Genomic DNA, 19,885 nt, shown 5'->3' on the forward strand with positions numbered 1-19,885 from the left:
CGTGAAAATGCACGGGCTCAGGGACGAGCTGAAGAAGCTGATGTTTGAGTATTTCGGGGTCTTCCGGGAAGGAAAGAAAATGGAAGAGGGGCTGGAAAAACTCCTGGAGCTCAAAGCCCGCTACCCCGAGGTTTACATCGACAACAAGTCCGCTGTTTTCAACCAGGCTCTCAGCTATGCCCTTGAACTTGGAGGGCTCTTCGATATAGCAGAAGCCGTAGCAAGGGGCGCAATTGCCCGAAAAGAGAGCCGGGGTTCCCATGCCCGGACCGATTACTCTGACCGGGACGACGAAAACTTCCTTGTCCATACGATTTACCGTCTGGAAGGTCCGGGGGCCGAAGGAAAGCCTGGAGGAAAACCTGTGCTCGAATACCTGCCTGTGAGGCTTGGGAAATTCCCGGTAAAGGAGCGTGCATACTGATGAAGTTTGAGTCGATGGGGGGGTATGCTGACGGAGGGTGTACTGATGGAGGGTGTGTACTGATGGGGCGTGTGTACTGATGAAGCTGAAAGTGTTTCGTTACGACAGGGAAAGCGGGGACTCTCGCTACGACACCTTCGAGCTCGACCCCTCGCCCGGGATGACCGTGCTTTCCGCCCTCTTCAAAATCCAGGAAGAAATGGACGATTCCCTGGCTTTTCGTTATTCCTGCAGGGGTGCGGTCTGCGGGAGCTGCGGGGTGCTGATAAACAAGGTGCCCAGGCTTGCCTGCAGGACCCGGGTCGAGTCCCTGCCCGGGGGTGAAGGGCAGGTAAAGCTCAGGCATTTTCCGGGGATGGAAGAGACGGTTTCGTGGGACCCGAAAGAAGAGGTGCTCGTGGAATCTCTCCCGAACCTGGTGAAGATAAAGGACCTGGTCGTGGACATGGATAAATTCTTTGAGTTCTACCGGGCAGTCGAGCCCACCTTCAAGCCGGCTTCCGAAGCTCCTGAAAAAGAAAGGCTGATGGATCCCAAAGCCGTTTCAGAGCTTGAACAGTACACTAACTGCGTGCTTTGCGCCTCCTGTGTGGGGTCCTGCCCGATTTCGGGAAAGGAGGAAGAATTCCTGGGGCCTGCAGCCCTTGCCAAGCTCTATCGTTTCCATATCGATCCCCGTGAGGCTGAAGACGACTCCAGGCTCCTGCTTGCCAACGACAAAAGCGGCTGGTGGGGCTGCGAGTTCAATGCCAACTGTAAAGCTGTCTGCCCGAAAGGCGTACCCCCCATTCTGGGGATCGGCAAAGCCAGGAAGGAAATCCAGAAGCTTGGAAAGGAGCCAAAGTGACCCTTTGACTTAAACAATGACGGAAGCAATGACGGAAGCAATGACGTAAAGAAAGATGGAATGAAAGATGGAATGAAAGATGGAATGAAAGATGGAATGAAAGATGGAATGAAAGATGGAATGAAAGACGGAAACAATGATAAACGATACGAAAATCGAAAATAAGAAAATAGGAACAAAAAAGAGTGACGAAAAATAAAGAGGTCAGATAAGGGACGTCAATAATTTTTTTCAGGGGGATGGCTATGTATCGAATCGAAAAGGACTCTATGGGCCAGTTTGAAGTCCCGGAAGAAGCCTACTACGGGGTTCAGACTTGCCGGGCATTGAGAAATTTTCCGGTGAGTGGGAGAAAGGAAAATCCGGGATTCATCCGGGCGTATTTGATCGTAAAAAAAGCCGCTGCTTTTACCAATATGGAACTCGGGGTGCTTGACCGGGAAAGGGGAGAGGCAATCGTGCAGGCAGCCGACGAGATTCTGGCCTGTCTTGAGGCAGAATATTCGAGCCAGTTTCCGGTAGATGTCTTTCAGGCAGGGGCAGGGACTTCTTTTAACATGAACACGAACGAGGTCCTGGCAAACAGGGCGCTTGAGATCCTGGGCAGGAAAAGAGGGGATTATGCTTACCTGAGCCCTAACGACCACGTTAATATGTCCCAGTCCACAAACGATACCTTCCCTACCGCTTCTCACATCGCAATCATATTCGCCGCAGACAAACTGGCCGGTGTGCTCTACGGGCTTGCAGGGGCTTTCCGCCTGAAGGGAGAGGAGTTTGCCGGAATCCCGAAATCCGGAAGGACGCACTTAATGGATGCAGTTCCTGTGACCCTCGGAGCCGAATTCAATGCCTATGCTTCTGCCCTCCAGAGGGCTGCAGGCCGCATAAAAGAACGCAGGGAAGACCTCCTGGAAATTGCCGTGGGGGGGACAGCTACGGGCACCGGGGCAAACACGCCTCCAGGGTACCGAAAAGCTGTGGTTGCAAAAATCTCCGAGCTCTGCTCCCTGCCCTTCCGGCCTGCATCTGACAGTTTCGAAGCCCTGCAGAGCCGGGCCCAGCTTGCAGCCTTTTCCGGAGCCCTCAGGGAACTTGGCATCGAACTCATCAGGATTGCAAACGACCTCAGGCTCCTGAATGCAGGTCCAACGACCGGGATTTCGGAAATCGAACTTCCTCAGGTACAGCCGGGCTCGTCAATCATGCCCGGGAAATACAACCCGGTTATGGCGGAGTGCCTGGACATGATAGGGTTCCAGATAATTGGCAATGACACAACCGTGGCTCTTGCATCGCAGGCCGGGCAGTTAGAGCTCAATGTCATGACCCCCGTGATAACCTTTAACATTCTTATGTCAGTTTCACTGCTCACAAACTACCTCCCTGTTTTTCAGAAAAGCTGCATCGAAGGGATCAGGGTGCATGAGGACCGGTGCAGGGCCTACCTTGAACTTAACCCGATACTTGTGACGTTCCTGACGCCGAAGATAGGGTATTTGAAGGCGGCAGAGCTTGCTAAGGAGGCCCTGGAAAAGAAGGTGCCTGTTGCGGAAGTTGCGGTTATGGAAGGGGTTTTGAGCAAGGAAGAAGCGGATGAACTGCTTAAAATTGAGAACTTATTAAAAAAAGATTGAGATCGAGGCTTTTTTCGTCCTTCTGGCCCGTAAAAGGGACTGAAAAATCGGTACGGATGCGAACAAAGCAGAACAAATACAGCCTGTAAAATATTCTTTTTTGTGTTTGTTTTTCATTTCTTTTTGGAAGGCGCCTCCAGGCAAACTGGCGGAGGAACTCTGTAACACTAATCGAAAAGCAGTTGCCTTATCGGGACCGAATATCTCATTATTTGCAGAGTTATTTTTTTCCCTTTTTTCCTGAACCTCTCTTAAAAACGGGCAGGAAGAATTTCACTTTTAAAAAATAAAAAATTAGCCGGGAAAAATTGTACTTCAAATGCACTTACATGTTTAAAAAAAATATATCTAAATTTATTTTTATTCTTCGGCTGCGTACTTTTTCTCCCTCTTGAAAATCGCAGTCGCTGTTCCATCCTCATCAAGGTCGTCCTTGATCAAAACAAGTTCCCAGCCTTCGTCTCCTATTCTTTCAAGGTCGCTCATCTGCTGCGGCATGTGCACGGCGTGGATTCTGCGAGAATCATACTCCCATAGTTTTAGCATTGAATACCCCCTGTTAGCTATAAAAACAACTTGTAATTTTAATATTGTAACGAAACTATAAAAAACCAGAACAACAGAAAAAAGGTGATCCGGTCTTTGTTTCTGCGAAAAGCCCCTGTATGCCTCCCGTTTTTCTTATGGTTGGTTCAGGCGTGCGAAAGTTCCGGGACTGCAGACCGGAAGAGGGTCCCGTTTTCATACCTGAGCCTGCGGATCCTTTCCCGGGCCATGAAATCCAGTATCAGTTCGATTTCTGCTTGGTAATGGGAGTCGGCGTAAACGGGTATCATGGGCTCGGAGTCCTGCCTTGAGACATAGAACATCTCGCCTCCGAAGTGGGCAATGTACTCGAGTTCGTATTTTTCAAAAGTCCTGCGGACGAAGTTTCTGGAGAGCGGGGGCGTTGCAAATTCGAAGTCCTCGTCTGTAATTTCAATCTCTGCCCCGTACATAATACAGGGATTGGCCGGATCAAATATAAATTTGAGGGCCAGGATGCCCTTTTTCCGGTGTTTCAGGCTGTCCTGATGTATCCTGATGTATCCTGATGTATCCAGATGTATCCTGATGTCTGGAGGTTTTCGGCTTCCCTGAGTTTTCCGGATTTCCGGTGGTTTTCGGGTGTAGGGGGTGAGGGACTTAGATTCCGGATTTCCCTGGATTTGCCTTCAACTTATTTCATTCCCTTCGAAGGCATCCTTGCCCCGGGGAGCAGGCCGAGAAGCCTGGCCACCTTCCTGTAGCGTTCAAGCAGGTCTTCTTCCTGCCGGATATCTTCAATTTTCTCGAAGATGTACATGTTTTCGGGCACATAGGGGATTTTGCCCCGGAGGACGTTGAGCAGGGACTCAAGCTGCCTGTCCAGCTCTTTCCTGTCTTTTTCAAGGTCTTCGAGTTTCCATTCTCCCACTTTCCGGCTGACCGTGCATGCCAGGCTTTCGCCCGGGGTCCCCTTTGATTTAAGGCAGGTGATCCTTGCTTTGTACCTGATTCCTGAAATGGTCTCTTTTAGCTTCTTTTCCAGGAGCACCTTTCCGAGTTTCGGGTACTCTTTCTTCACGATTTTCTTTGCTAGAATTGCCTCTTCTTCGGTGCTATCGAAAAGGCCCGAAGCCCGGTCAAAAGTCCGGACGCAGGTCTCAAGAAGGGCTTTTTTTGCAGGCAGGTCTTCCGGGCTGAGGTTTCCGGCTTCCCGGAGGAGGGGTGCGAGCTGGTCGATAGCTTCGAGCAGTTTCCGGTTTTCTTCCAGGTTCCTTACTTCGTTCGCTGCTTTTGAAAGGTAGCGTTCGGTCTCTATCCTGGCTTTCCTGGCAGGCATGTCGCTGGCTATTATGTAGAGGAAAGCCTCGTAAAAGGGGCGATAGAATTCGGGGATATCGGCTTCGATGGGGACTTCAGCTGCTTCTTTAAAATAGCCCGCAGCTTCCTTCAGCCCGAAAATATACGTAGCCTCGTTTTCCGCCTTAAGCGCGCGCCAGAGGGAGGCCCGGGCCAGGGCGCGGATAGCGTACTTCCTGACATAAATATAGGGGTCATTGATAAGCACCTGCAGGTCCCTCCAGGCCCCGGTCTTGTCCGGCACATGAAAAAAGGCAGGCGTAAGGGCCCTGGCAGAAGCCCGCTGCACAAAGCTGTCGCTGTGGCCTGAAAGCCGGACCAGGTCCTTCCAGGCTCCCCCCTTATCCGGGACCAGGGGGTATGCCTCTGCAAGGGCTGAAGCAGCCCCTCTCCGTACTTCCCTGTCTTCGGAGAAGGCAAGCCTCAAAAGCTCGGCCCAGGCCTTCTGTTTGTCCTCAACATGCGGAAATGTCTGCCCGAGCAGTTCTGCAGCCCTCTTCCGAAGCTGGGCGTCCTGCCCGGAAGCCAGGCGGACAAGGTCGAAAAAGACCCCGGACTTTTCCTCAACTCCCGGGAGCACATGGGACAGCAGTTCAGATGTCTCTTTTCTGACAGCACTGTCCCCGTGCTCTGTTATTTTTAGAAGTTCGCCCCAGATGTCCTGCATTTTGCCTGATTTCCGGGAATAAAGGGTGAGCAGGGACTCGACCGCGCCTCTCCTCACCAGGGGGTCGGAATCCGAACTCAGGCGGAGAAGTTCGGCTACGATTTCCTTTTTGCCCTGCAGGCCGGGGTATGCCCTTGCAAAGGATTCTGCCGCATCTTTCCTCACAGAGCCGTCCCTGTCAGCCGTAAGCCTGAGCAGGTCCAAAGCCGGTTTTTTCCTTTCTTTCTCAGGGGTCAGCCCTTCTTTTTCAAGGGTCAGCCCTTCTTTTTCAGGGGCCAGTCCTTCCTCAGTTTTTCCTTTCTCTCCTAGGAGGGCAGCCCCGAGGGAATGGGCTGCATCCCTTCGTACACAGGCTGCCTTCTCGGCTGCAAGTTCGTAAAGCCCCTTAATTCTGTCTTTTTCCTCTCTCTTTACTCCTCTTTTTTCCTCTCTCTTTTCTATTACTTCAGTTTCTCTTTCTTTCTCTGCCTCTGCTTCTTCCTCCCATTCAGCTTCTTCTTCCCTTTCAGCTTCTTCTTCCTCCCATTCAGCTTCTTCCTCCCATTCAGCTTCCTCCCCTTCTTCCCATTCTTTTTCCTCGCAGAGCTGGGGATAAACGGAAGCAAGAGTCTTCATGACTCTCCTGAGCACGTAACTTTCTTTCTTTTCGGTCAGGAGGACCAGGTCTTTGCAGGCTTTTCTCCTGTCGGATACATGCGGGAAAACCTTGATGAGTGTGTCAGCTGCTTTCCTCCGGACGTATTCGTCTTCATCTTCAGTAAGCTCGATGAGGTGTTCCCATACCCTGTCTTTGTCTCCGAGGCCCGGAAATACCTGGACAAGCGTATCAGCCGCCGTATCCCTTACATACCCGTCTCCTGCACCCGTAAGCCTGAGAAAGTCTGCCCAGACCTTTTCCCTTTCCTGCATCTGTGGAAATACGGAAACAAGAATATCTGCGGCCTGCTTCCTTACATTCCCGCTCTCATTCAGGGTAAGCCGGATGAGGTCGTTCCAGGCAATTTTCCTGTCCGGGGCAGAGGCAAAGGCCAAAGGCAGGGCAAGAAAGATTTCCTTTTGCACTTCGGGGCTCCCCGAGGCTGCCAACCCCATAAGGTCCTTCCATTTATCATCTTTCCAGTCCTCAGGCACGCAAAGGAAAACGGCTCCCAGAACCCTTGCAGCCTGCTCTCTAACGTTGCCGTCTCCCGAGCCGGCCAGTCCGAGCAGTTCTTTCCAGGCCGCATCCTTTTCATTTTCCCCAAGCTCAGGAAAAACCATGCCCAGGAAGGAAGCCGCCTTTTCCCGGACATACCCATCTTCGGAAGCTGCCATCTCAAGCAGGTCAGCCCAGGCCTGCTGCCTGTCCGGCACGTGGGGGATAATATAAGGGAGCGAGCGGACGACCCCCCAGCTCACGTCTTCTAAGGTGGACTTCGAACCTACAAGTTCGGCCAGGTCCTTCCATGCCCTGTTTTTGTCGGGCATAAGGGGAAAAACAGTTATCAGGGCCTTGACCGCAGCCCTCATTATACGTTCGGAAGGGTAAGCTGTAAGATTTACGAACCTTTCCCAGGCCAGCTCCCTGTCCGGCACATTCGGGAAAACGGTCATCAGGGAATTAATGGCTTCTTCCCTGACCGTGTTGTCTTTATCGGAACAGAGGCTTAGAAGGTCTTCAAAGGCCTGTTTCCTGTCAGGAAATGACTCAAAAAGGTCTCCCAGCTGTTTTGCGGCCTTCATCCGCTCATCAGAGGCCGTGCTAAATATTTTGTCGTGTATGCCGAGCTGATCTGTCAAGGATTCCCACCAACTGTTCTCTATTCCCTTCTGGTTCTTATATATCAGTTAGCAGGTTTCTTTTTAAATATATTGATTCTGGATTCCAGGGCAGCTTTTAAGTTAGCAGGCCAGCTTTTTAAGTTTGCCTGTCAGTTTTTCAGGTTAGCATGTCAGCTTTTGTTTTAATTATCCAGATCCCGGGGCAAGTTTTTTCGATTTTTTCAGGCCTCGGAGCTCTCCCCCGCCGACGAAGGAGCCGGCCTTTTCCAAAAATGAACGAAAATTGTTCTATTTATGGAGGACTTGAAGACCTGAGGATATAATTTAGTAATGGATATAAATAATGAGGAATGTTTGTTCAATAAATAATAACTCTCAATTAAAAGTGGGATAACTCTCAATTAAAAGCGGGAAAAATCTCATCTAAAAGTGGGGGTCGGGATGGAAGCTTCCTATCTGGATTTGATTTTCTTTTCGAAAAAAAGGAAAGATATTCTTCTGTTATTGAGGGATGGCCCAAAAAGCCTCGAAGAAATCAAAACTGTCCTTGATGCAACTGCAATTTCCATTCAGCCGCAGATCAAATTGCTCAAAGGGAGGCATCTCCTGCGCCGGGAGAATAATGCGTATGAGCTGACCCTCATAGGGGAAGCGATTGTTGATAAAATGCAGGGCCTGGTCGATACTTTAGAGGCTCTTGAAAGTAAATATGACTTCTGGGAGAGCCACAGGCTTGACGGCATCCCCCCCGATCTCTTAAAAAGAATCGGTGACCTGAAGTGCAGTACCTTTGCAAGACCCCTTGATGGGGGCAGCATGTTCTCGCCTCACACGGAATTCGTGGAAAACATCGCAAAATCGGATTACGTAAAAGGCATCTCCCCCTTCATTCATCCCTTATACCCTAAAATGTTCCTGGCCTTTGCAGAGAGGGGGACTGATGTATCCCTTATAGTCACAGCGTCTGTTTTCGAAAGGATGAGGACGGAATTCAGGTCCGAACTTGAGCCGTTTCTGGGCCTGAATAACACCAAACTCTATGTGTATGAAAAAGAAATGCTGCTTTCAAGTGCAGTTACGAACTGCTTCCTTTCCCTCGGCCTTTTCTACAACAACGGGACTTACGACCATGCCAATGACATTCTCTGCTTCGAACCCGAAGCCCTGCAGTGGGGAGAAGACCTCTTTACGTACTACCAGGGTATGTCCAGGGAAGTAACGGAAATCTGAAAGAATAGAAATCCGACCGGTTTTTTCGTATTGCTTTTCAAGTACAGGTGCTCTCCCCGGCCGATGAAGGAGGCCGGCTTTTTCTGAAATATGAAAAGAACGGAATTTGAAGTCTAAACCGGAGTAGTTTTTTCCAGCTTGTTATTTTGTTCCCTCAGGTTTTTTCTTATTCCTCCTCTTGTAAAGAACTGCCTCGTTTTTTCCTGGAAGCCTCCTTCTCCTTTCCTGAGCTGCCTGCAGCCTTCCACCTTGCATACGGAGCCTTTTCCGCTGCAAGCCTGTAAAGCTCTTCAGCCGGGTTTTCGGCTTCGGAAAGCTGGGGGTAGTCGTCTCCGAGAACTTTTACAGCCCGCCGGGCTATGTAGCCGCTTTGTTGCATGGTCAGGGCTTCAACGTCCCGCATGGCTTTTTTTTGGTCAGGGAGCTGGTGGAAGATCAGGGCCATGATGTCCCCGGCTCTGTCCCTCACATGGTTATCCCGGGTTCCTGCAAGGTCTCTCAGGCTTTCCCAGATCTTTTCCCTGTCTCCCAGGTAAGGGTATATCAAAATAAAGGCATCCGATGCCAGTTCCCGTACGTTCCCGTACAGGCTCCTGGCAAGGGCTGTGAAATCAGCCCAGACCTTTTCTTTGTCCGGCATGGACGGAAAAAGCAGGATTAGGGCTCCTACTGCATGCTCCCTGACATGCCTGTTCTCATCTTCAGCCAGCCGGAGAAGAGAGTACCATGCCTCCCTTTTGTCCGGCACGTAGCCGAATGCAAAAACGAGGGCCAGGGCAGCAGCCTTCCAGATTTCCGGGTCCTCAGTCCGGATAAGTTCAAGCAGGGCGTTCCAGCCCTCTTCTTTTTCCGAATCCGAAAGTTTCGGGAAAACCGTTTCAAGGGCATTTGTTGCCTTTACTCTGACCGTTTTGTCTTCATCGGAACAGAGCCTTAGAAGGTCTTCGAAAGCCTGTTTTCGGGCAGGAATATCCTCGAAAAAGGTTTCCAGCTGTTTTGCAGCCTCTAACCTCTCATCCGAATCCGGGCTGAAAATTTTGTCATGTATTGCGAGCTGATCTGCCAAGGATTCCCACCATCTTTTTCGGTCCAACTTTTCAGCTTATATGCGTAAGTTTAGCAGGTTTTTTCTCCTGGGGCAATTTTTCCTCAACCTCTACAGCTAACCGGTTTTTAATTCCGCAATATACGAGTCATAAGCATCCGTCTAACTTCCTGAACGGAGTTTAATGTAATAATCTGCAACAATAGAAGCTTGCTGCTCGCGGTTATAATCACGAAAATGAGGTTTTGCACCCGGGGTGTACCCATATCCTTCAGTTGCTTGCGCATGAATTGCTTCTACCAGGTATTGCGAACCTGCATGCTCCATTTGCAGGACGTGGGTTAACTCATGGATAAGCCACTTCATGTCCGGGTTGCCTGCTGCGGGGTAAATCTTCCGATTGAAGTTGATTGTGTGGAAGGTTGTGACACCCATGCCTGATTTGCCCTCTATCCTTGCCCCTATGCGGGCAATTAGAGAGGATTCGTCAATACGCACCTGCCGGTAGTTGATGCTGTCCCCAAATACGCTTCTTGCTTCCTGTTCCTCTATTGGGGTGAGCTTTCGGGTATTGAACTTAATGGCCTGCCATAACAGGTCCATGAACTCCGGAAAAGTGCAGAAGTCAAGGATTTTTGCAATCTTCCGGCCTGCCAGTGCAGCAAAGGAAAGCAAACATGCCCTTATCCGGTTGCAAAACTCCTCTGCCCCCTGCCACGACCTGATTGCAACAGCTTTCAATACCCTCCTCCCCATTCAAAATATTGCGGTTGTGTCGGTTTTTATTATTGATGTATCCCCAATTCTTCAGTTCAGATCACCTGAACCCGGGGTGATTTTTTCATGTGCATCGGACTGTTAAATCAAAAGTCCCCGCCGATAATATCCAGTATCCCCTTTTACTCCCTTATCCATATTTGAGAGGGCTTTTTATTAAAGGTATTGCTGCCGGAGTCTTTCGGATTGCTTTTCAGGTAGTGGCGTTCTCACCGGCCTCTGAGCTGAGCGAAGCGGACGGCTTTTCCCGGAACATGAAAAGAAAATAAAGGAGTTGAAATCCAGGGCCGTGGCAATTTTTCTTTTCCGCTTCTTTTTTCCGGTTTACTCGCCGCTCAACGCCAGCATACCGGCTTTGCCGGAAAGTATTATATCATTTCCTTATATATATGGAAGTGGGAGGTTTAGTTCGTATGAAATATACTCGCATATACTCTGATTCTAAAGGCACTTCTCACTTTGAGGACAGGGACATCGGATTTGCAGAAGTCAATTTTGCTCCTCCGGCACCTTCACTCTATCTTTCTGCCTTTCAGAAGGCGGAGCAGTTTGCATTCTGCCGGATTCCCGCAGGCTGGTTCGGGGACTGGCACCCGACGCCGCATCACCAGTTTTTCTTCTTCCTCTCCGGGGAACTGGAAGCAGAAGTCAGTGATGGAGAGCTGCGCAGATTCGGGCCAGGAAGCGTTGTGCATCTTGAGGATACGGGAGGAAAGGGGCACGTCACCAGAGTGATCGGGAATGAGGATGTGCTGGCTGCGGTTGTGCAGCTGCCGGACTGAATAAATTTAAGTGGCAGGGATTTTAAATTGATCAGGTTTTGAATTGATGGGGTTTTTCTGAATTCCTTTTTTGAGATTGCCCCCCGGCAACCTCATTTACAGAAGATACCCTTCCGAGAGCATCCTTCTGCCTGCGGGGTGAACTATGCACTTTTTAAGCTCGCTGATCGGAATCCCGTCCAGGGTTTCCCCGGTACAGGCTCCTCCTGACCACGTAACGAATATGTCACAGGTGCAGGTTTCTTCATTTACCGCAGTGACAATCCCCAGGCAGGTTTTTTGTACGCAGGGAGTTAAACGTTCGGACTGGAGGGGGAATACGGCCTTTACACCCGAATCCAGTAACGGAATTACATCGCATGCGTTATATTCCTTTGAAACCCCGTCCCCGGGACGGGTCAAAACGTATTTTTCCTGGCCTTCCGCGTTGAAGTAGTGGTCTGATACGATGCCTATAAAGTGGTCCCATTCTACTTCCTTCAAATAAGAATCACTTACACAGGCCCAGGTGCCATGCTCAAGCTCTCCTCCTGCAGTCACGGGGACTGCACACACTGCAAGCAATACGAGATAAACGAGAGAAATTCCTGACAGTTTTGCTATCCGATAATATACTTTTTTTAACATTTATTCAGATCTCCAGACTTCAATCACATCGCTTTTCAGCTGCTAAATCCTCTTCTTACGAAACCGGCATTAAGCAATGGCAAATGCAAATCAAACCAATAAGACCCGGAATTCCATGATTTAGTCCCCCTCAAATCCATAGAACGAAAATAAAATCATCCTCCGTTTTTCCGGGTAAATTGGCTTTGCCGGTAAGAGGTTCAAGCTGAAGGGATGATTTCTAATCGGAATGATTCCAACAGATTAGGGCATATTTCACTAAGTTATTATATATTTTTTGATTTTATTCCATCTTTGGGGTTGTTTGAACTTCAGATGCCTTGGTAGCGTAATGCAGCTCGAGGATGCACGATAAAAAGGGCAGTTTATATGGATGGTCTATGAGGATGTCCGTGAGGAGCTTGGAAGGCGGTTCCAACGAAGTATTTATCTGCTATTATATATTCCAATATATGTCACGCTTACTGATATCACTTTATTTCGGAACTAAACCAAAAAGAGAAGGACATAATATTTTGTTAAATAGAAGGATGAAACAATGCGGCAACAGGATGCAATAATGGGGCAGCTGGCACAGAAAGTAACAGATTTTATCGAACCTGTAATTCCATATCTGGTCATCGGGTCTGAAAGAGCGGTTGAAGAAGCCGGCAAAAAAGTAGGGCCTGATGTGTGGGAGATTCAGAAAAAACTGTGGGAAAAACTGTGTTCGAGAGAAAGGCCTGAGCTGAAGGAAGCCGCAGGAGATATGGTTATTGCCCCCTCCGACCCGGAGACAAAGCAGGTTCTGGTCCGCGATATCTTAATATTGTTTGAAAAGGACCCCGGTTTAGCTGAAGAAGTTTCGTCTTTTATGGAAGATGAGCTTATACAGAGGATGATGCAGAGGATGACGGCCGAACAGAAAATGGCAGCCAAAAAAAGGACGAAGGCTGAAGATCTTTCAGTCAAGCTTATAAAACAAAATTCAAGTGGCAAAACCAGAATGCTTGAAGAATTTAATAAGCTGCTTGAAGAATTCACAGCAAAAAACAATACTGTTAAAGATACTGTTGAAGGTACTGTTGGAAATACTGCTAAAGATACTGTTGAAGTTCTGGGGCGATTAGAATCCGGGCCTGGAAAAGAAGAGATTATGGAAAAAGTCCTTGACTTTGCCTCCCGGATCCAGTATGGGGATCTAAGGTCCCAGGCCCTATCTCTGATTGTTCCGCATCTGGAGGGACCGGGAAAGAAAGAACTCATTAATAAAGCCCTTTACTCTGCCTCCCAGATTCAGGATGACGACGAAAGAGCCGCTGTCCTTTCTTCGCTTGGCCCTCATCTGAATAGGCCGGGAAAAGAAGAACTTATTGAAAATATCCTTGACTTCGCCCCCTATATCCAGTATGGAGATGCAAAATCCCAGATCTTCTCCTCGCTTGTCCCGCATCTGGAAGGGTCCGGAAATGAAGGACTTTTGGAAAAAGCCCTTGAAATGGCAGCCGGGATTCAATCCCAATATCAAAGGGTACAGGCTCTTTCTTTGCTTGTCCCACACCTGAAAGGGCAAAGAAAAAAAGAAATCATGGAAGAAACCCTACAATTAGCTTCCAATCTTAAAGATAAGGACATGAGGCCCCAGGCCCTTTCCCTGATTGTTCCGCATCTGGATGAAGCAAGGAAAAAAGAAATTCTTGAAAAAGCCCTTGAGATGGCAGCCGGGATTAAATCCGAGTACAGGGAAGCTCAGGCTTTTTCCTCGCTTGTCCCGTATCTTGATGGGCCAGAAAAAGAGAAAATTCTGGAGAAAGTCCTTGACCTGGGAACGGCCTTAAAATGAATTTATGAAGGTTTATCAGCAGGGTCAAAAAGGCAGAACAATTGGATATAATATTGACCCTGCAGATTATTGGTATTTTTACCTCCGTATTCATCAGTCTAAATCCATTTGAATTTATCTTGAAAATATAAATAAATACATTTCAAAAAAAATTCATTGGACTCAGGCTATGATCTCCCTGGTAAGAATATAGGCAACCATTTCCGGGTTCAGTTTGCTTTCCCTTGAAACCTTCTCTTCTATCATCTCGGCGGGGGTTCCTTCCAGTTTTAATTCCCTGATACCTTCAATAACAGAATCCGGGACGTTGTAGTATTCGCTGAGATCTTTCCTATGACCCCATACATCCCCTTCCATGAACTTGATTCTCTGCATTTCAAGGAACATTTCAATTGACTTTGAAACCGTCCGCCTGTAAGATTTAGGAACCTGGATTACCTCAATTTTCGGACAGGTCTCAACCAGCGTAAAGATATCCTTGTTCGAAGGGCGAAACGCCAGGTGAACCACTCTTTCATTAGGATTGAGCGTAAAAATCTCTTCTCTTGAGCTAACCACACGTATCTTCATTTAATTTCCCCACTTGTAAATTCTTTCCCGTTTTTACATTTTATTAGTTCTTTTAATTTTTGTGACGTTTTTACCTTTAGTAAACATTTATTTGTCAAGGTCTGTATTTTTTTAGAAAGTACTCCACTACTTTCTAAAAAAAGCCTTTTTTTCAATATGTTCTAAATATCCATTTACCAAGTTTTGTTTTTTTTAGAATGTTTGCCAACATTCTTTACATTTCCCAGTTATTTTGCATGTTATAAATATTTATCTGTTAATCCTTATATTTTTTAGTAAGTTATCTGGCACTTATTTTCCTGGTGTGACGGAGAAACAGGTTGTAATACCCCGAAAACAGAGAATTCCGGATAAGCCGGAACTTACAGCCTGCACCCTCTTAAGTCCCCCCAGACCCCGTCCAGAAGAAGTTCTGTCAGAAAAACAGCTGCTGTGAGGCTAGTATTTTAAGTTCTGCTAAAGTTATACTTACATAGTTTATTTTTTTTAGGGAATCTCTACCTCACTTTGAGTATAGTTCTACAAAGAAAGTGATCTAATTCAAAAACAGCGATATGAGCAAGTTTCTCGTCTTTCCTTAGTCCTATCTACCCTAATTCCTTCTACCCTAATCCCTTCTACCCTAATCCCATCTATCCTTAATCCCGGGTCTGTGCCTGATCTTTCAGATCACTCGGGATCAGGAATGTGAAAATACTGCCTTCTCCAACTTTGCTTTCAACCCGGATTTCACCGCCGTGCATCTCAACAAACTTCTTGACAAGGGCAAGGCCCAATCCGGTCCCTTCGTACTCGCGAGTGAGGTATGGGTTCAGTTGTTTAAATGGCTGGAAGAGTTTATCGATATCATTTTTTGAAATCCCTATGCCTGTGTCTTTTACACTGACCTGGACAAAATTACCGGAACGCCGTGCTTCGATTGTCACATTACCTTTTTCCGGAGTGAACTTGATGGCATTACTTGTGAGGTTGTAGAGGATCTGTTTGAATTTGGTTTTATCTGCAAAAATCATCCCGGGCTGTGGCTCGATATCGACTTTGACATCCAGGCAAATGTTCTTCTTTATTGCAAGAGGAGATACTATAGTTTTGATTTCATTAATGGCATGATAAACGTTAAACTGCTCACAGGCAAGTTCTGTCTTCCCGGCTTCAACCTTTGAGATATCAAGGATATCATTAATGAGGTTTAACAGATGTTTTCCACTCTTTGAAATATGATTTATGTATCCTGTCTGTTTTTCATTCAGGCTGCCAAACATCCCCTGGAGCAGTACATCCGAAAAACCTATTATCGAATTTAGTGGGGTTCTCAGCTCATGGCTCACGGTGGCCAGGAATTCGCCTTTACTCTTGCTGGCAGCCTCAGCAGACAGTTTGGCATTCAGCAGTTCTTCTTCAGCCTGTTTACGCTCTGTAATGTCCCTGCACACGCAAAAGCTCAGTTTCCTCTCTCCAAATATGGCTGCGTTTGCATTGATTTCCACATCAAGGAAAGTACCGTCCTTGCGGCGCAGGCGTGTTTCGATAAGGGCTCCTTTACTGTCAGCAATCCGAAGCATTTCCAGTAATTGCTCACGGGTATATCGAATGTCACAGTCCCAGATGTGCAATGTCAGCATTTCCTCTTGAGAATAGCCAAGCATCTCGGCATATCGAGGGTTCGCCTCGAAAAACTTGCAATTCTGATCGACGACAAATATCCCGTCCCTAGACTGCTCCATCAGGATGCGCCGCCAGAGGGCCTCTTTCGCCAGTGCTTCTTCGGATTGTTTTTGTTCGGTAATGTCCTGGATCGTCCCGATTACTACATTTCTTTCAGCATCGTATTCAGCCACGGAGTGTATGTGAAGGATCCTGCCATCGTTTTGTCTTAATATCCTGAATTGCACATCATAAGGCAAATTTCTTTCCACAAGGTCACTCAGTGCCCTGTCCAGCCCCGGGCGGTATTCCGGCATCGGTACTTTTTGTATTGTTTCAATGGTAAGGTCTTCGCCTTCAAGTCCGTATATTCTTCTTGCTTCTTCTGAAGCATCCCCTTTCCTGGAATTAAAGTCAATTTCCCAGCTCCCCATGCGTCCGACTCTTTGCGCAGTACGGAGCTGCATTTCTTTTCTTTGCAGTTCATCTTCCGCCAACTTGCGCTCGGTAATGTCATGAACTCTGTAATAGAGCAAACTTTGCGAATTGAGGACAACCGGGCCGCCGTAAACTTCAACGTCACGTATCTCACCGTTTGCAAGCCGGTGCCGGGAGAATAGGAAATTCCTTTTTTCGTCCGCAGCCCTTAGTGTCTCAGCCTTTGTCTCTTCAGCTGCCAGGGCGCTTATATGGCACATTTTCTTGCCGGTCATCTCTTCGAGCGTCCAGCCATAGTACTTACATGCTGCCGTGTTTGCATCAACAATATCAGAGTTTTCAGGATTGACCAGAAGGAGGACTGCATTATTTTCCTTAAAAAAAGACCTGTATATGTCCTCATTTGCCGAAAAGACATCTTTTGTCCTGCTATGCTTGTTTGTCCTGCTGTGTTTGATGATCTCTTCAAGGTTATGAGAATGATCGATCAAAGGACCGCCGTCTCCGAAAGAGGAGGACCTATCTTCATTTTGATCAAACTGAAGTTTCTTTTTTTTCATGAGAGATCTCCGATCCAGGTTTTATGCAGGAAGTCCGAATAGCCCGTTTTGGTGTCTTAACATTTGATAGAGCAAACGTTTGATTTGAGCATCCTGAAGCGCTGCAGCACAGGCCACTTAAGCCATGAGACGGGAATATTACCAGAACATGCATATGTTTTTCTTTCAATTTTCAAATTGCACATTTTATATATGTTTCATATATAAATATGTCTTTCTTAACTTCAAGCAATGAGGTATGTCCGCTCTCCCAATCCAGATTCCATAAAAGAAGACAATAACTCTAATAGATTTAGTTCGAGCAGAAGTTAACAAACAAAAAATGGAACTGATATTGTATTCCTTTAAGGAAAAAGCTGCTCACTTTGGAAGAAACCAGGTACATTTTTAATTTCGATACTTGAGTACCGGGGCTCTCACCGGCCCAGAGCGAGGCGGACGGCTTTTCCAGGAAAGTAAAAATGAGAATGTATATTTCCAATCCCTGTTTTTAACCCTCCTGCATACATTTTTTACCTGCCTTGAATGTGTCTGTCTCAATTCCTCCAGAGTCTGATTTTGCAAGTGAGTTGCAGATCAATGTTGATCTGCATTAAAAATGCTAATGGGATGGGACTACCTTTAATATGTGATTAGTCTTATGGTCTCCTCATTCGGGATGTATATATACCCCCCTACCCGCAGCTGTTCCAATGCTTTTTCAAAGAAGAGACTGGGGACCAGGGTATTATGTCTCACAGTCTCAAGAGTTAGCGGGATACCTGCGTCATTCCAGAGAGTCAGTTCTTTTAATAGTGTTTCTGAATGTGAACCCAGCCTGTAGATTTGGTCTACATTCAGAGGCTCTATGTTCTGCCCGACCATTATTTCTGAAACCATAGAATACCATGCCTGGAAACTTTGAGCAAGTTCAGCAGGGGTCACTATGGACTTGAAGGTTATTCTCGCAAAAGCCGCTACAAGTTGAGGGATAGCTCCTCCTATGTCCTGAAAGAAGGGGACCTCTTTCCTGTCAGTGATTCGGTCCAGCATGTCATAGATCATAACTTCCACTCTTTTGTAATGCCTCGGGAGAAGTACAGGATTGAAGAGAAGGGTATCCAGCAGGTAGTTCCTGATTAATGCCTCATTGTGCTCCACATTCTCTTTAATCTCTCTGTATGGCTTAAACTCTGCATCAAAGGCTACGGGGATATGCACAGGGATATTATTGGCATTATAGTAAGCAACACTGACCTCCTGGCTCTCAGGGAGGTTAATACTTTCATTCTTTGTAGTAGTTTTGTAGAAGTTGGAAGAGTCTATTTGCCTGAACTCGTTAGGGATTACAGACATTATCCGGTTAAACTCTGCAAGCTTCTTGTTTTTTTGAGAAGTTGTGAAAACTACGGTATTGACACCCCCTTTTAAGATATCAGCCACTTGAGGAGAGGCAACTGTATGCACTCCTATACAGTCTGCTATCTCATGGATGTTGTACCTGTCCTTGATAGGGTAGGTTATCAAATGCAGGTATTCTTCCCTGTCTATCAATCCCCTGCTGGTCCTTAGTCTGTTTGGATCTACAGCTTCCCAGCCTGTGATATACCTTATCTCAAAAGTCTGTAGCACTCCATCTATAACGTCATACTCCGTGGAAGTCTCAGCAACAGTTACTCTTATGAGAGTCCTCTTTGGAGGGATCTCCCCTATCTTAACTGCATAAATCACATTGGAAGGATCTCTCAAAAACGGAGAAGGGTCTAAATAGAAGACTCCTGGCTTCTGGTTCCTGAACCGGACGTATCCCATATTCTCTTTTTCAAAAAGAAGTTTATATTCAGTACCGGAAAACTCATATCCATGTGTTCTTTCATGCAATGGCAAGGACATAACTCTCAGCCTTCCTTTACTCTCAACTCCCCATGTCTGATTTTAACTTCAGCCAAAGGGTGTCTTTGACATTTCCGATTCCTGTTTCAATCCCTCTAAGGTCTGATTTTAACTCTTACCTGCAAACCAGCTAAAGACGGTAAATACCGTTTCAATCCTTTTTCAGTGGATTTTGCTCGCGACATTATTACGCGCTTCCCGCACCATCATTTCTTGATTTTTCCTTCGCTGGTCCCGGGCCGGCTCATGGCTTCCCAGAGTTCTTCCGCTTCCCTGCGCTCCTCCTCGGTGATGGGGTCCGCTTCGTAAAATTTTAAGCCGTCTGAGCCTACCCAAAAGCGGTTTTTTTCGCTCAGGTCTTCATCTTCTTCTTTTCCGATGTAATATTTCCGGCCTTCTTTGTCGTAGTGGACCTCTTCCTGCATATCGTCTTCCGGCATGGTTCCTCGGGTGATTCGTTAGTATGGTAGTACGCCGACATCTTATATGTTTAAATCCCTGGTTTGGTGGATTTTGGTCGCGGATAAGGATAATATATAATATTTAGGGGTTTTACCGAGAGGGGTTTTTGAGATTTAGTTTTACTTTGGTAACTTCTTTACCGCCTCCAGCATTTTCTCTCCCTTTTCGATTCGTTCAAGGCATTTCAGGGCTTCCGGGTGTAGATTGTCCCCGAATGACAGGACAATATTAATCATGTTTCCGGTATTCGTTTTTATCATGCTGGATATTCTGGATTCAAAATCTGAGATTTCTGTTGTGGATGTCATCAAAAAATAGAAGGTGTTTGGACTATAAAAGCTTGTACAAAGCTGTATGAAAGTATTTTAGTCTTGTTTCAATCCTTGTTTTAGTTGATCTTGCTCACTGACTAGGAAAAAAGGCATACCTTAAAGTGTATAATTTTTTGTTTCAGCTCTTTTATGTTGGATTTTTTCCTCAGTTCCCGGCACATAGTGCCGTTTGAGGATACGGGATGAAAAGGACACGTCAGCAAGATGATCGGGAATGAGGATAGGCTGGCGGCGGCTTTTTGACTGGCGGACTGGAGAAATCCGTGCGTTTTCTGGTATCAGATTGAAAAGGATGTATAAGTTTAAACTTTATATCGGGAGCCATGGAGTCAGTTGCAGGAAATGTTAGGCTGAAGATTGAAGGTCTTTTTGGTAAATACAGTACTTCGCTAAAAATCTCTCCTCCATGTCTCCTCTCCATTCATTTACCTCAAACACTCCACCATTAACCTGACCTTTAACTTTCTTCTCAGCCATTCCTCAATGAGAAGTATAAACATACTA

Annotated in this window: 19 protein-coding genes; 6 read left to right on the top strand and 13 right to left on the bottom strand. The window is 46.9% G+C overall.

All coding sequences use genetic code 11. The features are described from left to right. The first annotated feature begins 7 nt into the window (after positions 1 to 7). The 3 genes from FTO70_RS09505 to FTO70_RS09515 all read left to right on the top strand — a co-directional run bounded on the left by FTO70_RS09505 (position 8) and on the right by FTO70_RS09515 (position 2,908). A complete protein-coding gene (locus tag FTO70_RS09505) occupies positions 8 to 424 on the top strand; it encodes a hypothetical protein (RefSeq protein ID WP_255335537.1) in 417 nt (138 codons plus the stop codon). A gap of 79 nt (positions 425 to 503) precedes the next feature. Next, positions 504 to 1,271, top strand: coding sequence for a succinate dehydrogenase/fumarate reductase iron-sulfur subunit (locus FTO70_RS09510; protein WP_255335514.1), 768 nt, complete (start codon positions 504 to 506; stop codon positions 1,269 to 1,271). 245 nt (positions 1,272 to 1,516) lie between these two features. Further along, positions 1,517 to 2,908: an aspartate ammonia-lyase gene (locus FTO70_RS09515; RefSeq protein WP_255335515.1), complete on the top strand. Its 1,392-nt coding sequence runs from the start codon at positions 1,517 to 1,519 to the stop codon at positions 2,906 to 2,908. Positions 2,909 to 3,268: 360 nt separating this feature from the next. Here FTO70_RS09515 and FTO70_RS09520 read toward each other — a convergent pair whose 3' ends face one another. From FTO70_RS09520 to FTO70_RS09530, 3 genes are all read right to left on the bottom strand, one after another. Next, the gene (locus FTO70_RS09520) at positions 3,269 to 3,454 is read right to left on the bottom strand and encodes a hypothetical protein (protein ID WP_255335516.1); all 186 of its coding nucleotides are present in this window, start codon (positions 3,452 to 3,454) and stop codon (positions 3,269 to 3,271) included. A 146-nt stretch (positions 3,455 to 3,600) separates the two neighbouring features. After that, entirely contained in the window at positions 3,601 to 3,906 is a 306-nt protein-coding gene (locus tag FTO70_RS09525) for a hypothetical protein (RefSeq protein WP_255335517.1), read from the bottom strand. A 221-nt stretch (positions 3,907 to 4,127) separates the two neighbouring features. Further along, entirely contained in the window at positions 4,128 to 7,238 is a 3,111-nt protein-coding gene (locus FTO70_RS09530; RefSeq protein WP_255335518.1) for a HEAT repeat domain-containing protein, read from the bottom strand. Between the two features lie 423 nt (positions 7,239 to 7,661). On the opposite strand from FTO70_RS09530, the gene FTO70_RS09535 reads away from it, so the two are divergent. Next, a complete protein-coding gene (locus FTO70_RS09535) occupies positions 7,662 to 8,450 on the top strand; it encodes a winged helix-turn-helix domain-containing protein (protein ID WP_255335519.1) in 789 nt (262 codons plus the stop codon). Positions 8,451 to 8,616: 166 nt separating this feature from the next. On the opposite strand, the gene FTO70_RS09540 is transcribed toward FTO70_RS09535, so the two are convergent. Together FTO70_RS09540 and FTO70_RS09545 are read right to left on the bottom strand one after the other, a co-directional pair. After that, positions 8,617 to 9,516: a HEAT repeat domain-containing protein gene (locus FTO70_RS09540; protein ID WP_255335520.1), complete on the bottom strand. Its 900-nt coding sequence runs from the start codon at positions 9,514 to 9,516 to the stop codon at positions 8,617 to 8,619. 141 nt (positions 9,517 to 9,657) lie between these two features. Continuing rightward, positions 9,658 to 10,236 (bottom strand): hypothetical protein, encoded by a 579-nt coding sequence (locus FTO70_RS09545; RefSeq protein ID WP_255335521.1) that lies wholly within the window; start codon positions 10,234 to 10,236, stop codon positions 9,658 to 9,660. A 449-nt stretch (positions 10,237 to 10,685) separates the two neighbouring features. Between FTO70_RS09545 and FTO70_RS09550 the strand changes: the two genes are divergently transcribed. Further along, positions 10,686 to 11,054 (top strand): cupin domain-containing protein, encoded by a 369-nt coding sequence (locus FTO70_RS09550; protein WP_255335522.1) that lies wholly within the window; start codon positions 10,686 to 10,688, stop codon positions 11,052 to 11,054. A gap of 96 nt (positions 11,055 to 11,150) precedes the next feature. Here FTO70_RS09550 and FTO70_RS09555 read toward each other — a convergent pair whose 3' ends face one another. Then, positions 11,151 to 11,681, bottom strand: coding sequence for a hypothetical protein (locus FTO70_RS09555; RefSeq protein WP_255335523.1), 531 nt, complete (start codon positions 11,679 to 11,681; stop codon positions 11,151 to 11,153). Between the two features lie 559 nt (positions 11,682 to 12,240). Here FTO70_RS09555 and FTO70_RS09560 point away from each other — a divergent pair. After that, positions 12,241 to 13,503: a hypothetical protein gene (locus tag FTO70_RS09560; protein ID WP_255335524.1), complete on the top strand. Its 1,263-nt coding sequence runs from the start codon at positions 12,241 to 12,243 to the stop codon at positions 13,501 to 13,503. A gap of 162 nt (positions 13,504 to 13,665) precedes the next feature. Here the strand turns inward: FTO70_RS09560 and FTO70_RS09565 are convergent, their stop codons facing one another. The 7 genes from FTO70_RS09565 to FTO70_RS09595 all read right to left on the bottom strand — a co-directional run bounded on the left by FTO70_RS09565 (position 13,666) and on the right by FTO70_RS09595 (position 19,858). Continuing rightward, positions 13,666 to 14,073 carry a DUF1699 family protein gene (locus FTO70_RS09565; protein WP_255335525.1) on the bottom strand — a complete coding sequence of 136 codons (408 nt, stop codon included), beginning with the start codon at positions 14,071 to 14,073 and terminating at the stop codon, positions 13,666 to 13,668. Beyond that, a complete protein-coding gene (locus FTO70_RS09570) occupies positions 14,070 to 14,228 on the bottom strand; it encodes a hypothetical protein (protein ID WP_255335526.1) in 159 nt (52 codons plus the stop codon). Before FTO70_RS09570 ends, FTO70_RS09565 begins: the two co-directional genes overlap by 4 nt. Positions 14,229 to 14,711: 483 nt before the next feature. Further along, complete coding sequence (locus tag FTO70_RS09575; protein ID WP_255335527.1) at positions 14,712 to 16,715, bottom strand: PAS domain S-box protein; 2,004 nt, start codon at positions 16,713 to 16,715, stop codon at positions 14,712 to 14,714. A gap of 621 nt (positions 16,716 to 17,336) precedes the next feature. Then, a complete protein-coding gene (locus FTO70_RS09580) occupies positions 17,337 to 18,587 on the bottom strand; it encodes a hypothetical protein (protein ID WP_255335528.1) in 1,251 nt (416 codons plus the stop codon). A gap of 206 nt (positions 18,588 to 18,793) precedes the next feature. Then, positions 18,794 to 19,027, bottom strand: a complete 234-nt coding sequence (locus FTO70_RS09585) for a hypothetical protein (RefSeq protein WP_255335529.1) — start codon at positions 19,025 to 19,027, stop codon at positions 18,794 to 18,796. 141 nt (positions 19,028 to 19,168) lie between these two features. Then, positions 19,169 to 19,357: a hypothetical protein gene (locus tag FTO70_RS09590; protein WP_255335530.1), complete on the bottom strand. Its 189-nt coding sequence runs from the start codon at positions 19,355 to 19,357 to the stop codon at positions 19,169 to 19,171. A 369-nt stretch (positions 19,358 to 19,726) separates the two neighbouring features. Next, positions 19,727 to 19,858 carry a hypothetical protein gene (locus FTO70_RS09595; RefSeq protein ID WP_255335531.1) on the bottom strand — a complete coding sequence of 44 codons (132 nt, stop codon included), beginning with the start codon at positions 19,856 to 19,858 and terminating at the stop codon, positions 19,727 to 19,729. Positions 19,859 to 19,885: the final 27 nt, after the last annotated feature.

Origin of the sequence: Methanosarcina sp. KYL-1, assembly GCF_024372725.1 — an archaeon.
GTDB lineage: Archaea > Halobacteriota > Methanosarcinia > Methanosarcinales > Methanosarcinaceae > Methanosarcina.

What these genes read in the sequence shown, in the direction of transcription:
- FTO70_RS09535 (WP_255335519.1), top strand. Translation starts at nt 7,662, where the DNA reads ATGGAAGCTTCCTATCTGGATTTGATTTTCTTTTCGAAAAAAAGGAAA.
- FTO70_RS09505 (WP_255335537.1), top strand. Translation starts at nt 8, where the DNA reads ATGCACGGGCTCAGGGACGAGCTGAAGAAGCTGATGTTTGAGTATTTC.
- FTO70_RS09550 (WP_255335522.1), top strand. Translation starts at nt 10,686, where the DNA reads ATGAAATATACTCGCATATACTCTGATTCTAAAGGCACTTCTCACTTT.
- FTO70_RS09575 (WP_255335527.1), bottom strand. Translation starts at nt 16,715, where the DNA reads ATGAAAAAAAAGAAACTTCAGTTTGATCAAAATGAAGATAGGTCCTCC.
- FTO70_RS09595 (WP_255335531.1), bottom strand. Translation starts at nt 19,858, where the DNA reads ATGGCTGAGAAGAAAGTTAAAGGTCAGGTTAATGGTGGAGTGTTTGAG.
- FTO70_RS09585 (WP_255335529.1), bottom strand. Translation starts at nt 19,027, where the DNA reads ATGCCGGAAGACGATATGCAGGAAGAGGTCCACTACGACAAAGAAGGC.
- FTO70_RS09580 (WP_255335528.1), bottom strand. Translation starts at nt 18,587, where the DNA reads ATGTCCTTGCCATTGCATGAAAGAACACATGGATATGAGTTTTCCGGT.
- FTO70_RS09555 (WP_255335523.1), bottom strand. Translation starts at nt 11,681, where the DNA reads ATGTTAAAAAAAGTATATTATCGGATAGCAAAACTGTCAGGAATTTCT.
- FTO70_RS09590 (WP_255335530.1), bottom strand. Translation starts at nt 19,357, where the DNA reads ATGACATCCACAACAGAAATCTCAGATTTTGAATCCAGAATATCCAGC.
- FTO70_RS09560 (WP_255335524.1), top strand. Translation starts at nt 12,241, where the DNA reads ATGGGGCAGCTGGCACAGAAAGTAACAGATTTTATCGAACCTGTAATT.
- FTO70_RS09520 (WP_255335516.1), bottom strand. Translation starts at nt 3,454, where the DNA reads ATGCTAAAACTATGGGAGTATGATTCTCGCAGAATCCACGCCGTGCAC.
- FTO70_RS09510 (WP_255335514.1), top strand. Translation starts at nt 504, where the DNA reads ATGAAGCTGAAAGTGTTTCGTTACGACAGGGAAAGCGGGGACTCTCGC.
- FTO70_RS09565 (WP_255335525.1), bottom strand. Translation starts at nt 14,073, where the DNA reads ATGAAGATACGTGTGGTTAGCTCAAGAGAAGAGATTTTTACGCTCAAT.
- FTO70_RS09525 (WP_255335517.1), bottom strand. Translation starts at nt 3,906, where the DNA reads ATGTACGGGGCAGAGATTGAAATTACAGACGAGGACTTCGAATTTGCA.
- FTO70_RS09515 (WP_255335515.1), top strand. Translation starts at nt 1,517, where the DNA reads ATGTATCGAATCGAAAAGGACTCTATGGGCCAGTTTGAAGTCCCGGAA.